This window comes from Streptomyces sp. NPDC127197 (assembly GCF_042672405.1).
Lineage (GTDB): Bacteria > Actinomycetota > Actinomycetes > Streptomycetales > Streptomycetaceae > Streptomyces > Streptomyces flavusporus.
Genome location: NZ_JBHXVG010000001.1, coordinates 447,605 through 460,982 on the forward strand (window position 1 = coordinate 447,605; position 13,378 = coordinate 460,982).

The following is a 13,378-nucleotide window of genomic DNA, read 5'->3' on the forward strand; positions in this document are numbered from 1 at the left end:
TCAGTGGCGGCCGATAAAGTCGCAGGCATGGCACGGATTGCGGTGATCGGCGCCGGGATGGGCGCGATGGCGGCTGCTGCCCGGCTGGCCGTCGCGGGCCACCGGGTGGCGGTGTACGAGCGTACGGAGACGTACGGCGGCGCGGTGCGCCGACTGGAGCGGGACGGGTTCTCCTTCGACACCGGCCCCGGGCTGCTGCCGCTGCCCGCGGTCCACCGCGACCTGTTCCTCAAGACCGGCAAGGAGCCGCTGGAGGCGTGCGTCGAGCTGGTCCAGGTCGACCCGTCGGCCCGGCATGTCTTCGCGGACGGCACCGAGGTGTCGCTGCCGAACGCCTCGCGCGCGGGAGCGGTCGCCGCCCTGGACGAGGCGCTGGGGTCGGGGGCGGGCGGGCGCTGGGGCGACTTCCTGGTGCGGGCCCGCGAGGCCTGGGACCGGACCCGCAGGCCTCTCCTGGAGGAGCCCCTGTGGCCGAACTGGCCGGTGCTGGCCGAGCGTGAGCCCTACCCCGCCGTCCCGCACAAGCGGCTGCTGCGCACCCGCCGGGCCGCCACGCTCGCCGAGGTCGGCGCCTGGGAGCTGCGCGATCCCCGGCTGGTCGCCCTGCTGGAGAGCCAGGCCCTCGCGTACGGCCTGGACCCGCGCGTCGCTCCGGCCGCCGCCGCCGTGCTGCCGTACATGGATCACGCCTTCGGCACCTGGTACGTACGCGGTGGCATCCGGGAGCTCGCACGCGCGGTGTACGAGCGCTGCCTGGCCCGGCGGGTCGAGTTCGTCTTCGGCGCCGAGGTGACGACGGTGCTGGAGAAGGACGGCCGGGCCGCGGGGGTGGAGCTCGCCGACGGGACGGTGGCTCAGGCGGACTTCGTGGTCGCCGGTGTCGCACCGGAGGTGCTGAGCCGTGTAGTGCCCGGTACGGCGATACGGGGGGCAGGCGAGGTCCCCGGGCAGCGCGGGCTGCCAAGCCGTCTGACAGTGCTGCTGGCGCTGCGCGGCGGGCGTCCGGAGGGGACGGTTCATCGGACGGTGGTGCACGCGGAGGACCGCGAGCTCGAGCTGGAGTCCCTGTTCGGCCCGCCCGCGGGGATGGCCGCCCGTCCCACGGTCACGGTGCTGCGGCCCGACGATCCCCAGCTGGTCCCGGACCCCGCGCATGAGGCGGTCACGCTGACCGCCACGGTCGCCTCCATGCCGGGTGAGCGGAGCCGGGCCGACGCGGAGGTCCTCGACCGGCACGCAGAGGCCATGATCACCGTCGCCGAACGCGTCATACCCGACCTGCGGGGCCGCCTCCTCTGGCGCGAGGTGCGCACTCCGGCCGACATCGCGGAGGTGACCGGCGCGGAGGGCGGGGCGGTGCCGGCACCGGCGCTGGCGGCGGCCGGGGGCCGGCTGCTGCACCCGTCGAACACGACCGGGCTGCCGGGCCTGTTCACCGTCGGCGGCTGGTCTCACCCGGGCGGCGGTCTCCCCCATGCCGGCATGTCGGGCGCCCTGGTGGCGGGGCTGATCGTGGAGGGGCCGGACTTCCGGGGATCTCAGTGAGAGGCGGCGTTCAGAAGCGGTACCGCTCGTCGTACTCGTTCCCCTGCGCCTGACCGTCGCCCTGGTACGGGTAGGGCTGCTCGGGCGGGAGTTCCCCGCCGTAGGCGTCGTCGGTGCTGCGCTGCTGCGGTACCCACACGCCGCCGGGCGGGGTCTGGCCGCCGTAGCTGCCGGTGGCGTACTGGTCCTGGCCGGAGGCCTGCTGACCGTACTGCTGCTGGTCGTAGCCGGTGTCGTACGCGGCGCCGCCGTAGGTCTGGGTGCCGATGTACGGATCGGCGTACGCGGCGTACTGCTGCTGGCCGGTGGTGTCGTAGCCGTACTGCTGCTGGCCGTAGGAGTAACCGTCGTAGGCGTAGTTCTGATCGGCACTCTGGGCGGCCGTCGCGTACTGGTCCTGGGTCTGCCCCGCGGCGGCGTACGCGGTGTCGCCGTATATGCCGTACGAGCCGGTGTCGTCGGGCATCGGCTGCGGTTCGTACACGGCGGTGGCCTCGGCGGCCGTCGGCTCATGGGAACGAGCGGGCGTGAACACGTCGTCACGGTCGTAGTCGTCCTGGCCCTGGGAGGCGTTGCGGTGACCGTACTGGGCACTGTCGTCGCCGTAGTCGCCCGCTTCCAGATCGGAGACCTCGAGGGTCGGGTCCTGGTGCTCCGGCTCGCCGCGGCGGCGCTTGCTGCCGCCCAGGCCCGAACGCCCGGTGACCGCCCAGCCGGCGGCGAAACCGCGGCGGAACGACAGCGTGACGTACGTCTGCCCGACCGCGAAGGCGGCGGCGCCCAGTCCGATCACGACGACGGACGGGATCAGTACACCGACGACGACACCGAGGAAGCCGACGAACGCCAGCAGCCGCCAGCGAAGCCGTGCCTTGTACTGCAGCAGCACCTCGCCGAGCAGCCACAGCGCGACGATGCCGAACGCGATGTAGAGGACCGTCCAGCCCATGTACGCCCCTCTCCCAGTGGCCGCTACGCAGTGTGTCGTATGAGCGTGCGACCGGTCTAGGCCCGCGGTGGGTGGTGCAGGCCCAGATTCTCGTAGATTTCCAGCGTCGCCGTGGAGTTGTTGAGCGTGATGAAGTGCAGTCCGGGCACTCCCTCGGCCAGCAGCCGCGCGCAGAACTCCGTGGCGAACTCGATCCCCATGGAGCGTACAGCGGCCGGATTGTCTTTTGCTGTGAGGATTCGCTCTTTCAAGGTGGACGGAAGGTGAGCATTACTGAGCTGCGGCAGTCGTTCCAGCATCCGGACGCTGGTCACGGGCATGACCTCAGGGATGACCGGGGTCTCACAGCCGGCCGCCGCGACCCGGTCGCGCAGCCGGAGATAAGACTCCGGCTGGAAGAACATCTGGGTGATCGCGTAGTCGGCGCCGGCGCGGCACTTGTCGACGAAGTGCGTGACGTCCGTGTCCCAGTCGCTGGAGCGCGGGTGCATCTCCGGGAAGGCCGCGACGCCGACGCAGAAGTCGCCCGACTCCTTGATGAGCCGGACAAGTTCGGCGGCGTAGGTGAGGCCCTTGGGATGCGGCACCCACTCGCCCATCGGGTCGCCGGGCGGGTCGCCGCGCAGGGCGAGCATGTTGCGGATGCCGGCGTCGGCGAACTGGCCGATGACGTTGCGCAGTTCGGTGATGGAGTGGTCGACCGCGGTGAGGTGGGCGACCGGGGTGAGGGTGGTGTCGGCGACGATCTGCTCGGTCTCCTTGACCGTGCTCGCGCGCGTTGAACCGCCGGCACCGTACGTCACGGAGACGAAGTCGGGGGCCACCGCCTCGACCCTGCGGAGAGCGTTCCACAGGCTGCGCTCACCCTTGGCGGTCTTCGGCGCGTAGAACTCGAACGAGTACGTCGTCTTGCCGGTGGCGAGCATGTCGCGCACGGTACGTGCGCGATCAGTCCTGGTGGATGCGGTTCCGAGGGCCATACGGGCAGGTTAGCCAGGGGGCGGCGGTCCCCCAACCGGATGCCGTAAATTTGCCCGATTTGTCGGCTTGTTGTCCATCCCTTGGACACCTTGGACAAACGTGCGTGTCACGCCTGCCGCAGCCGCTTGGCGAACTCCGCCGCGGCCGCACCAGGGTCGTCCGCCTCCGTGATGGCCCGTACGACCACGACCCGGCGGGCGCCCGCGTCGAGCACCTGGTCGAGGTTGCCGAGGTCGATGCCGCCGATGGCGAACCAGGGGCGGTCGGTGCCGAGCCCCGCCGTGTACCGCACCAGGTCGAGGCCGGGGGCGTGGCGGCCGGGCTTGGTGGGGGTGGGCCAGCAGGGGCCGGTGCAGAAGTAGTCCACGCCGTCCTGGACGGCGGCCGCGGCGGCCTCGGACTCCGCGTGCGTGGAGCGGCCTATGAGGATGTCGTCGCCGAGGATCGCCCGGGCGGCGGGGACGGGGAGATCGCCTTGGCCGAGGTGGAGTACGTCCGAGCCGGCGGCGTGCGCGACATCCGCGCGGTCGTTGACCGCGAGGAGCCTGCCGTGCCGCGCGCAGGCCTCGGCGAACACCTTCAGGTGCTCCAGTTCCTCGGCCGCCTCCATGCCCTTGTCGCGCAGCTGCACGATGTCGACCCCGCCCGCCAGGACCGCGTCCAGGAACTCCGGCAGATCACCCTGGCGCTTGCGCGCGTCCGTGCACAGGTACACCCGGGCGTCGGCGAGCCTGGCGCGGGCGGTGGCGGCGGTGTCGGTCATGTGTCCCCCGTTGTGGGCGGCGTACGGGCTGCGGGTGAGCGTGCTGGACAGCGGCCGTGGCCTGCGCGCGCCGCGGCCCGTACGCCGGACGGTTTTCGGATCAGACGGCGAGCGCCTGGGCGCGGCGCTTCACCTCCGTGCCACGATTCTCGCTCAGCGCCTGTGCGGGGGTGCCGGGCAGGGTCGGGTCGGGGGTGAACAGCCACTCCAGCATCTCTTCGACCGTGAAGCCGTCGTCCCGCAGGAGCGTCAGGGTCCCGGAGAGGCCCTTGACGACCTTGTCCCCGTCGATGAAGGCGGCGGGGACGTGCAGCGCGCGGTTCTCGCCGCGGCGTACGGCGATGAGCTGGCCCTCCTTGACCAGCTGTCGCACGCGCGTCACCTCGACACCGAGCTTTTCGGCGATGTCGGGAAGGGTGAGCCAGGCGGGGACGAGAGCGTCGATCTTTGTGTCAATCTCGGTCACGGAAACTAGCCTGCCATCCCCCACTGACAGTCGGAAGCCAGACCGGTCCGACCTGGGGCGACGGACCACTGGGACGGACCGGGAGCAAGGGGCCGTCCGGGCGGTGCCTACGACGGCTGCGCCACCGCCGCTTTCAGCGGCCGCGCCGGGTCCGCCAGCAGTTCCGGGTTCATCGGTGTGCCGGCCTCGATCAGCCGTCGTCCCTGGGCCAGATCCCTCGGGCGGCCCACCGCCAGCAGGGCGACGAGCCGGTTCTCGCGCAGCCAGCAGACCGTCCAGGCGGGGCCGGACGGGTCGCCGCGCCATACGGTGCGGTCGGCGGACGTGTGGTGGCCGGCGTACTGGACGAAGCGGCCGAACTGCTCGGACCAGAAGTACGGCACCGGGTCGTAGACCACCGGGGCCTCGCCGGTCGCCTCGCCGATGATGTTCGCGGCCACCGTACGAGGGCCCTGCAGGGCGTTGTCCCAGTGGTGGACCAGAAGGCGCTCGCCATACCTTCCCGAAGGGAAGGAGGCGCAGTCTCCCACCGCGTAGACGTCCGGCGCGGAGGTGCGCAGGTGCTGGTCGGCCACGACCTCGCCGTATGCGCCGAGTTCGATGCCGGCGCCGGTGAGCCAGGCGGTGGTGGGCCGGGCGCCGATACCGACCACGACCGCACCGGCGGGCAGCCGCGAACCGTCGTCGAGCACGACCGCGCCGGGCTCGACCCGCGCCACGCGCGCGTGCGTGCGCAGTACGGCACCGCTGTCCGCGTACCAGTCCGCCATCGGCGCGGCCACCTCGGCGGGCAGCGCCCCGGCGAGCGGGCGGTCCGCGGCCTCCACGACCGTCACGGCGCAGCCCGCCTCGCGCGCGGCCGTGGCGAACTCCGCGCCGATCCAGCCCGCACCGACGACGACGATGTCGTGCTGGCGGGCGAGCACGGGCCGCAGCCGCTCGGCGTCGTCCAGGGTGCGCAGCAGATGCACACCGGGGACGCCCTCCGCGCCCGGCAGCGTGATCGGTTCGGCACCGGTCGCGAGGACCAGGACGTCGTACGGCACCGGCCCGGCGGCCGTGTCGAGCTCGTGCTCGTCGGGGCGGACGCCGAGGACCTCGCGCCCGAGGTGCAGCTCGATGTCGAGCGCCTCGAAGTCGACGTCGAAGGCGGAGCCCTCCGCCGTGCCGAGCAGAACGGCCTTGGACAGCGGCGGACGATCGTACGGCTGGTGGGGCTCGGCGCCGATCAGCGTCACGGTGCCCGTGAAGCCCTGTTCCCGCAGGGCGACCGCGGTCTGCACACCGGCCATGCCCGCACCGACCACGACCACGCGCCGCGGCTGCGACAGCCCCGTCTCCTGCGTCTGCTCGCTCACCTGATCACCATAGTCAACTGACTTTCTGTCAGTCAGCGGTGGGTTCGGTGACCTGCTCCACAACGCTCGTCCCGTTGCCCTGCTGCGACTCCCACTCCCAGGTCTCCTCCAGCCGCACCCGCCCGTCGGGCAGCTCGACGACCTTGGACTCGCAGTGCCCCGAGGACGTCGTCCCGTCCTGCTTGAGCTGCACGTACCGGAAGTCGAGCCGGTCGCCCTCCCGGGTCCCCACCAGGTACCCGCGCACGATGTCGCCGCCCGCGTACTCGGCCCAGATCCGGCCGTCCCGCTCGTGGTACGTGAACCGGGTGCGGGTACCCACCTGACCCGGTGCCTGGTCGGCTACGGGGGCGAGGACGAGGCCGTCGAGCGAGCAGGGCATGACAAGAGGCTCCCTTACAGAGGCGCGGAACGAGAGGCTAGGGTGGCCAACGTAGAGCACTCGCGGGAGCCCGGACGCACCGGGCTGAGAGGGAGGCTGGCGGCCTCCGACCGTACGAACCTGATCCGGGTCATGCCGGCGAAGGGAGGGGCGCAGCGCCCGTGTCGTCATCCACACGTACGTCAGACGTCCTCGTCATCGGGGGCGGCATCATCGGTCTGGTCACGGCCTGGCGGGCCGCGCAACGCGGCTTCGCGACCGCCGTCGTGGACCCCGAACCCGGCGGCGGGGCCGCCCAGGTGGCGGCGGGGATGCTGGCCGCCGTCACGGAACTGCACTACGGCGAGCAGACCCTGCTCGGCCTGAACCTGGCCTCGGCCCGCCGCTATCCGGACTTCGCGGCCGAGCTCACCGACCTCACCGGCCACGACCTCGGCTACCGCCAGTGCGGCACGCTCGCCGTCGCCCTGGACGCCGACGACCGCGCCCATCTGCGGGAACTGCACGCCCTGCAACGGCAGTCGGGCCTGGACTCGGAGTGGCTGTCCGGACGGGACTGCCGACGCCTGGAGCCGATGCTCGCGCCGGGTGTGCGCGGCGGGCTGCGGGTCGACGGCGACCACCAGATCGACCCACGGCGGCTCACGGGGGCGCTGGTGGCCGCGTGCGAGCGGACGGGCGTGGTCTTCCACCGGGAGTGGGCGCAGCGGCTCGTGGTCGTACGGGACCGGGCCGCAGGGGCCGTCACGCGCGCGGGCACCGAGCTGGCCGCCGGGCAGGTGGTCCTGGCCGCGGGCAGCCTCAGCGGGCGGCTCGCGGGCGTCCCGGACGCCGTCCTGCCCCCCGTACGGCCTGTGAAGGGGCAGGTGCTGCGGCTGACCGTGCCCCAGCAGTACGCGCCGTTCCTGAGCCGGACCGTGCGCGCGGTCGTCCGCGGCAGCCATGTCTATCTGGTGCCGCGCGAGAGCGGCGAGCTGGTCGTCGGGGCAACCAGTGAGGAGCTCGGCTGGGACACGACGGTCACGGCCGGTGGCGTGTACCAGCTGCTGCGCGACGCGCACGAGCTGGTGCCCGGCATCACCGAGCTGCCGCTGACCGAGACGCGGGCCGGACTGCGCCCCGGCTCGCCCGACAACGCGCCCCTGCTCGGACCGACCGGGCTGGACGGACTGCTGCTGGCCACCGGGCACTACCGCAACGGTGTCCTGCTGACTCCCGTCACCGGCGACGTCATGGCGCATGTGCTCACGACCGGTGAACTCCCGGACGTGGCACGCCCCTTCACCCCGAAACGCTTCAGCGCAGTACTCACGGAGCAGCCCGCATGAACATGCACGGAGCAGCCCGCATGACCATCTCCGTCAACGGCGAGCCGCGCGAGGTCGAGCCCGGCACGGCTCTCGACGTCCTGGTGAAGACCCTCACGGCAGCCCCCTCCGGAGTGGCCGCCGCCCTCAACGAAACCGTCGTCCCGCGCGCGCAGTGGCCGACCACGCCCCTCTCCGAGGGGGACCGTGTCGAAGTCCTCACCGCCGTCCAAGGAGGCTGACCCATGGCCGACGATCCCTTTGTCCTGGGTGGTACGACCTTCACGTCCCGGCTGATCATGGGCACCGGGGGTGCGCCCAGCCTCGACGTGCTGGAGCGGGCGCTGGTGGCTTCCGGAACGGAGCTGACCACGGTGGCCATGCGGCGGGTGAATCCCGATGTGCACGGGTCCGTGCTGTCGGTCCTGGACCGGCTGGGGATCCGGGTGCTGCCGAACACCGCGGGGTGTTTCACGGCGGGTGAGGCCGTGCTCACGGCCCGGCTGGCGCGGGAGGCGCTCGGGACGGAGCTGGTCAAGCTGGAGGTCATCGCCGACGAGCGGACGCTGCTGCCGGATCCGATCGAGCTGCTGGAGGCGGCGGAGACGCTGGTGGACGACGGGTTCACGGTGCTGCCGTACACGAACGACGATCCCGTGCTGGCGCGGAAGCTTCAGGACGTGGGGTGTGCCGCGATCATGCCGCTGGGATCGCCGATCGGGTCGGGGCTCGGGATTCGCAATCCGCACAACTTCCAGTTGATCGTGGAGCACGCGCGTGTGCCGGTGATTCTGGATGCGGGGGCCGGTACGGCGTCGGACGCGGCGTTCGCGATGGAGCTGGGGTGCGCGGGTGTGATGCTCGCCTCGGCCGTGACACGGGCGCAGGAACCGGTGCTGATGGCTGACGCCATGCGGCACGCGGTGGAGGCGGGACGGCTGGCGTTCCGGGCGGGGCGGATCCCTCGGCGGCACTTCGCGGAGGCGTCTTCTCCTGTGGAGGGACTCGCTGCGCTGGATCCTGAGCGGCCCGCGTTCTAGGTTCGTGGGTTGCGTCACAGGTGCGCTTCAAGTGGGCCCTCAACAGGGCTGAACGGGGCGGCGTGTCGGTGGCGGCTCGTACACTCGCCTGCGTGGACACGACCCTTCAGGACCCTCTGGTCGGGCAGTTGCTCGACGGCCGTTATCGCGTCGACGCGAGGATCGCGGTCGGCGGGATGGCCACGGTCTACCGGGCCGTGGACACCCGCCTGGACCGGGTCCTCGCGCTCAAGGTGATGCATCCGACGCTCGCGACGGACGGCACGTTCGTCGAGCGGTTCATCCGCGAGGCCAAGTCGGTCGCCCGGCTCGCCCACCCCAACGTCGTCCAGGTGTTCGACCAGGGCGCCGACGGGTCGTACGTCTATCTGGCCATGGAGTACGTCTCCGGCTGCACCCTGCGTGATGTGCTGCGCGAGCGCGGGGCACTGCAGCCGCGGGCCGCGCTGGACATCCTGGAACCGGTCCTCGCCGCGCTCGGCGCCGCGCACCGCGCCGGGTTCGTGCACCGCGACATGAAGCCGGAGAACGTCCTGATAGGGGACGACGGCCGGGTCAAGGTCGCCGACTTCGGGCTGGTCCGGGCGGTGGACACGGTCACCAGCACCACCGGGTCCGTCCTCGGCACGGTGTCCTACCTCGCGCCGGAGCAGATCGAGCAGGGCAGCGCCGACCCCCGTGTCGACGTGTACGCGTGCGGTGTCGTGCTGTACGAGATGCTGACCGGCGCCAAGCCGCACTCCGGGGACTCCCCCGCCCAGGTGCTCTACAAGCACATCCACGAGGATGTCCCGCCGCCCTCGGCCGCCGTGCCGGGCCTGGCGTACGAGCTGGACGAGCTGGTCGCCTCGGCGACATCGCGCACCCCGGACGTCCGCCCGCACGACGCGGTGGCGCTGCTCGCCCAGGTCCGCGAGGCGCGCGGCGCGCTCGGCGCGGACCAGCTCGACGCGATGCCGCCGCAGGCGCTCACCGCGGAACACGACAACGCCGACGACCGTACGAGCGTGATCCCGCGCGCGCTGACCGCGCTGCGGCAGCTGCCCGTCAACGAGGACGACGAGCCCCCGCTCAACCGGACCAGCCGGCTCCAGGCCCCGCCGGCTCCGGCTCCGCGGCGCTCGGCCCCGCCCCGGCGCACACTGTTCACGATCATCGCCGCCGTCCTGCTGGTGCTCGGCGTCGGCACGGGCGTCTGGTACATCAACTCCGGCCAGTTCACCAAGGTCCCGCCGCTACTGGCGAAGACCGAGGCCGAGGCCAGGGACCGGCTCGCGGACGCCGGGCTGGAGGTCGGGCAGATCGAGCACGCCTACAGCGACACCGTGAAGCGCGGCACGGTCATCAGCACCGACCCGGCGCCGGGCGCCCGGATCCGGCACAACGACTCCGTCGCACTCACCATCTCCGACGGCCCGCAGACGGTGAAGGTCCCCGATCTGGCGGGCTACCGGCTGGACAAGGCACGCGATCTGCTGAAGGACAGCGGGCTGGAGCCGGGCATGGTGACCCGGGAGTTCAGCGACGACGTCCCCAAGGGGTTCGTGATCGGCTCGGACCCGCAGACGGGCACGGAGACCCGCGCGGGCACGGCGATCGCGCTCACCGTCAGCAAGGGCAGCCCGGTGGACGTCCCGGACGTTACCGGCCGCGACCTGGAGGACGCCCGGAGCGAGCTCCAGGAGGCCGGCCTCAAGGTGCGCATCGCGTCCCAGCGGGTCAACTCGGAGTACGACGCGGGCCAGGTCGCCCGGCAGTCGCCGCAGGCCGACAGCCAGGCCGCCGAGGGCGACACGGTGACGCTGACGCTGTCCAAGGGCCCGGAGATGGTCGAGGTTCCGGACGTGGTCGGTGACAGCGTCGACGAGGCCAGGCAGCAGCTGGAGGACGCCGGCTTCCAGGTCGACGAGGACCGCGGTCTGCTCGGGCTGTTCGGCGACGAGGTGAAGGGCCAGTCGGTGGAGGGCGGCGACACGGCTCCCAAGGGGTCGACGATCACCATCGAGATCGGCTGACGGAGCACGCGCGGGGACATGACACCCTGAACGCGTGAAGAGTCAACACCCCTCCCGCAATCCCGTCGGCGGTCATGTCCCCGTCGCCGGCGGCCTGCACTCCGCAGGCCTGACGTACGCCCACGATCTCAAGGCCGAGACCGTGCAGGTCTTCGTCGCCAACCCGCGCGGCTGGGCCACGCCCGTCGGGAACCCGGCGCAGGACGAGGCGTTCCGGGCGACGTGCGCGGCGGAGTCGATACCGGCGTATGTGCATGCGCCGTACCTGATCAACTTCGGCTCGCACACCGAGGCCACCGTGGAGAAGTCGGTGGAGTCGCTGCGGCACTCGCTGCGGCGCGGACGGGAGATCGGCGCACTGGGCGTGGTCGTGCACACCGGGAGCGCGACCGGTGGCCGGGACCGCTCGGTGGCCCTGAAGCAGGTACGGGAGTACATGCTTCCGCTGCTGGACGAGCTCACCCATGACGACGATCCGTATCTGCTGCTGGAGTCCACGGCGGGACAGGGCGCCTCCCTGTGTTCGCGCACCTGGGACTTCGGGCCGTACTTCGAGGCCCTGGACGCCCATCCGAAGCTGGGGGTCTGTCTCGACACCTGCCATGTCTTCGCCGCCGGACACGACCTGACCGGCCCGAGCGGCATGCACCACACGTTGGACCTGCTGGTGGACACGGTCGGCGAGGGCCGGCTGAAACTGATCCATGCCAACGACTCCAAGGACGTGGTGGGCGCGCACAAGGACCGGCACGAGAACATTGGCGCCGGACATATCGGCGAGGACCCGTTCCGGGCGCTGATGACCCACCCCGCAACCGAGGGCGTACCGCTGATCATCGAGACACCCGGCGGCAAGGAAGGGCACGCGGCGGACGTGGCCCGGCTGAAGAGGCTCAGGGACGACGGCTGACGCCGAAGGTCACAGCTCGGGGCCGTCCCCGGGCTCCTCCTGGTAGGAGTAGCGCTGTTCCTTCCAGGGGTCGCCGATGTTGTGGTAGCCGCGCTCCTCCCAGAAGCCGCGGCGGTCGGCGGTCATGTACTCCACGCCGCGGACCCACTTGGGGCCCTTCCAGGCGTACAGGTGCGGGACGATGAGCCGCAGCGGGAAACCGTGCTCCGCGGTCAGCAGTTCGCCGTCCTTGTGGGTGGCGAAAATCGTGCGCTCGGACGCGAAGTCCGACAGGCGCAGATTGGAGCTGAAGCCGTACTCCGCCCACACCATCACATGGGTGACATTCGGGGCGGGCGGGGCGATCTCCAGGATGGTTCGCGCGGGGATTCCGCCCCACTCCGCGCCGAGCATGCTGAACTTCGTGACGCAGTGCAGATCGGCCACTACGGTGGTGTAGGGCAGGGCCGTGAACTCGTCGTGGTTCCAGCAGTGCTTCTCACCGTCGGCGGTGGCGCCGAAGACCCTGAATTCCCAGCGCTCGGGCCGGAACTTGGGCACCGGCCCATAGTGCGTGACCGGCCAGCCACGCTGCACTCGCTGCCCCGGCGGAAGCTCGCACTGTGCTGCTTCTCCAGATTCGCGCTCCACCGGATGACCCATGGCTCCATCCTGACAGACCCGACGCAGTGCACTTGACCAGGCCGGTCCAGAATCGGGCAACTCGCACTAAGCATGGACTTACTTACTAAGTCCTCACTTACTGGACGATCTTCGACACCCGGTGCAATCATGCGGCGGCAACCTCCCATTCCCCACGCGGAAGGAGCCGCTGCCATGCAGGGCGACCCCGAGGTCATCGAGTTTCTCAACGAGCAGCTCACCGGCGAGCTGACCGCGATCAACCAGTACTTCCTGCACGCGAAGATGCAGGAGAACTACGGCTGGTACAAGCTCGCGAAGTACACCCGGAGCGAGTCGTTCGACGAGATGAAGCACGCCGAGATGCTCACCGACCGGATCATCTTCCTCGAGGGGCTGCCGAACTACCAGCGGCTGTTCCACGTACGGGTGGGGCAGACCGTCAAGGAGATGTTCGAGGCGGACCGGCAGGTCGAGGTGGAGGCGATGGACCGGCTCAAGCGCGGTATCGAGGTGATGCGCAACAAGGGCGACATCACGTCCGCGAACCTCTTCGAGTCGATCCTCGCGGACGAGGAACACCACATCGACTATCTCGACACCCAGCTGGATCTGGTGGAGAAGCTCGGTGAGGCGCTCTACATCGCGCAGCTGATCGATCCATCCGAATCCGGACCGAACCCGAGCGAAGGCTAAGCGGCTTCCTCGAGCTCTTCGAGCACCGGCTTGCCCTGGTCGGCCAGCTCCCGGCGCGGGCACGCGCCCCTGCCGAGGAGCGCCTGGATCCGGCGTACGCATGAGCCGCAGTCGGTGCCCGCCTTGCAGGCCGACGCTATCTGGCGTGGGGTGCAGGCGCCGTTCTCCGCGTGCTGCTTGACCTGCTGCTCGGTGATGCCGAAGCAACTGCAGACGAACACGCGGTCCACCTCCCGCCGGGATCAAAGGGTCGTGCCGTAACCGATGGAGCACGGGCCCGCTTGATCGGTGAGGCAAACCTAACCTTACCCGTCGCGGGGGTGCCGTAAAAGTGGGAGGGGGCGC

General features: G+C 71.0%; 15 protein-coding genes and 1 riboswitch. Of the genes, 7 read left to right on the forward strand and 8 right to left on the reverse strand.

The window, feature by feature from the left end; genetic code table 11:
* Positions 1-27 precede the first annotated feature (27 nt).
* Entirely contained in the window at positions 28-1,545 is a 1,518-nt protein-coding gene (locus tag ACFVJQ_RS02125) for a phytoene desaturase family protein (RefSeq protein ID WP_385780254.1), read from the forward strand.
* A 10-nt stretch (positions 1,546-1,555) separates the two neighbouring features.
* Here ACFVJQ_RS02125 and ACFVJQ_RS02130 read toward each other — a convergent pair whose 3' ends face one another.
* The 6 genes from ACFVJQ_RS02130 to ACFVJQ_RS02155 all read right to left on the reverse strand — a co-directional run bounded on the left by ACFVJQ_RS02130 (position 1,556) and on the right by ACFVJQ_RS02155 (position 6,444).
* Positions 1,556-2,494 (reverse strand): hypothetical protein, encoded by a 939-nt coding sequence (locus tag ACFVJQ_RS02130; protein ID WP_385780257.1) that lies wholly within the window; start codon positions 2,492-2,494, stop codon positions 1,556-1,558.
* A 56-nt stretch (positions 2,495-2,550) separates the two neighbouring features.
* Positions 2,551-3,474: a methylenetetrahydrofolate reductase [NAD(P)H] gene (gene metF / locus ACFVJQ_RS02135; protein WP_224735917.1), complete on the reverse strand. Its 924-nt coding sequence runs from the start codon at positions 3,472-3,474 to the stop codon at positions 2,551-2,553.
* A 107-nt stretch (positions 3,475-3,581) separates the two neighbouring features.
* Entirely contained in the window at positions 3,582-4,238 is a 657-nt protein-coding gene (gene thiE, locus ACFVJQ_RS02140; RefSeq protein ID WP_385509386.1) for a thiamine phosphate synthase, read from the reverse strand.
* Between the two features lie 100 nt (positions 4,239-4,338).
* Positions 4,339-4,704, reverse strand: a complete 366-nt coding sequence (locus ACFVJQ_RS02145; RefSeq protein ID WP_224739044.1) for an Rv2175c family DNA-binding protein — start codon at positions 4,702-4,704, stop codon at positions 4,339-4,341.
* A 107-nt stretch (positions 4,705-4,811) separates the two neighbouring features.
* The gene (locus ACFVJQ_RS02150; protein ID WP_385780261.1) at positions 4,812-6,062 is read right to left on the reverse strand and encodes an NAD(P)/FAD-dependent oxidoreductase; all 1,251 of its coding nucleotides are present in this window, start codon (positions 6,060-6,062) and stop codon (positions 4,812-4,814) included.
* A gap of 28 nt (positions 6,063-6,090) precedes the next feature.
* On the reverse strand, positions 6,091-6,444 hold the full coding sequence (locus ACFVJQ_RS02155; RefSeq protein ID WP_385509388.1) for a hypothetical protein: 354 nt from the start codon (positions 6,442-6,444) through the stop codon (positions 6,091-6,093).
* A gap of 52 nt (positions 6,445-6,496) precedes the next feature.
* Positions 6,497-6,609: riboswitch (TPP riboswitch) on the forward strand.
* Between ACFVJQ_RS02155 and thiO the strand changes: the two genes are divergently transcribed.
* The 5 genes from thiO (at position 6,606) to ACFVJQ_RS02180 (ending at position 11,716) form a co-directional block, all read left to right on the forward strand.
* Positions 6,606-7,772 carry a glycine oxidase ThiO gene (thiO, locus tag ACFVJQ_RS02160; RefSeq protein WP_385509389.1) on the forward strand — a complete coding sequence of 389 codons (1,167 nt, stop codon included), beginning with the start codon at positions 6,606-6,608 and terminating at the stop codon, positions 7,770-7,772. Its footprint overlaps the riboswitch before it by 4 nt.
* A 20-nt stretch (positions 7,773-7,792) precedes the next feature.
* Entirely contained in the window at positions 7,793-7,993 is a 201-nt protein-coding gene (thiS, locus tag ACFVJQ_RS02165) for a sulfur carrier protein ThiS (protein WP_385258713.1), read from the forward strand.
* A 3-nt stretch (positions 7,994-7,996) separates the two neighbouring features.
* Positions 7,997-8,791 carry a thiazole synthase gene (locus tag ACFVJQ_RS02170; RefSeq protein ID WP_385509390.1) on the forward strand — a complete coding sequence of 265 codons (795 nt, stop codon included), beginning with the start codon at positions 7,997-7,999 and terminating at the stop codon, positions 8,789-8,791.
* A 92-nt stretch (positions 8,792-8,883) separates the two neighbouring features.
* Positions 8,884-10,806, forward strand: coding sequence for a Stk1 family PASTA domain-containing Ser/Thr kinase (pknB, locus tag ACFVJQ_RS02175; RefSeq protein ID WP_385509391.1), 1,923 nt, complete (start codon positions 8,884-8,886; stop codon positions 10,804-10,806).
* Between the two features lie 34 nt (positions 10,807-10,840).
* The gene (locus ACFVJQ_RS02180; RefSeq protein WP_385780266.1) at positions 10,841-11,716 is read left to right on the forward strand and encodes a deoxyribonuclease IV; all 876 of its coding nucleotides are present in this window, start codon (positions 10,841-10,843) and stop codon (positions 11,714-11,716) included.
* Positions 11,717-11,725: 9 nt separating this feature from the next.
* On the opposite strand, the gene ACFVJQ_RS02185 is transcribed toward ACFVJQ_RS02180, so the two are convergent.
* Positions 11,726-12,358, reverse strand: a complete 633-nt coding sequence (locus tag ACFVJQ_RS02185) for a sulfite oxidase-like oxidoreductase (protein ID WP_385509394.1) — start codon at positions 12,356-12,358, stop codon at positions 11,726-11,728.
* 174 nt (positions 12,359-12,532) lie between these two features.
* On the opposite strand from ACFVJQ_RS02185, the gene bfr reads away from it, so the two are divergent.
* Positions 12,533-13,033 carry a bacterioferritin gene (bfr, locus tag ACFVJQ_RS02190; protein ID WP_385509395.1) on the forward strand — a complete coding sequence of 167 codons (501 nt, stop codon included), beginning with the start codon at positions 12,533-12,535 and terminating at the stop codon, positions 13,031-13,033.
* On the opposite strand, the gene ACFVJQ_RS02195 is transcribed toward bfr, so the two are convergent.
* Positions 13,030-13,254 (reverse strand): bacterioferritin-associated ferredoxin, encoded by a 225-nt coding sequence (locus tag ACFVJQ_RS02195; protein ID WP_385780270.1) that lies wholly within the window; start codon positions 13,252-13,254, stop codon positions 13,030-13,032. The two genes, bfr and ACFVJQ_RS02195, sit on opposite strands and share 4 nt — an antisense overlap.
* Between the last annotated feature and the right edge of the window lie 124 nt (positions 13,255-13,378).

Bases quoted from the DNA above. Each gene is read 5' to 3' on its own strand.
- ACFVJQ_RS02155 (WP_385509388.1), bottom strand. From the start codon at position 6,444: ATGCCCTGCTCGCTCGACGGCCTCGTCCTCGCCCCCGTAGCCGACCAG.
- ACFVJQ_RS02185 (WP_385509394.1), bottom strand. From the start codon at position 12,358: ATGGGTCATCCGGTGGAGCGCGAATCTGGAGAAGCAGCACAGTGCGAG.
- ACFVJQ_RS02130 (WP_385780257.1), bottom strand. From the start codon at position 2,494: ATGGGCTGGACGGTCCTCTACATCGCGTTCGGCATCGTCGCGCTGTGG.
- thiS (WP_385258713.1), top strand. From the start codon at position 7,793: ATGACCATCTCCGTCAACGGCGAGCCGCGCGAGGTCGAGCCCGGCACG.
- ACFVJQ_RS02170 (WP_385509390.1), top strand. From the start codon at position 7,997: ATGGCCGACGATCCCTTTGTCCTGGGTGGTACGACCTTCACGTCCCGG.
- bfr (WP_385509395.1), top strand. From the start codon at position 12,533: ATGCAGGGCGACCCCGAGGTCATCGAGTTTCTCAACGAGCAGCTCACC.
- metF (WP_224735917.1), bottom strand. From the start codon at position 3,474: ATGGCCCTCGGAACCGCATCCACCAGGACTGATCGCGCACGTACCGTG.
- thiE (WP_385509386.1), bottom strand. From the start codon at position 4,238: ATGACCGACACCGCCGCCACCGCCCGCGCCAGGCTCGCCGACGCCCGG.
- ACFVJQ_RS02125 (WP_385780254.1), top strand. From the start codon at position 28: ATGGCACGGATTGCGGTGATCGGCGCCGGGATGGGCGCGATGGCGGCT.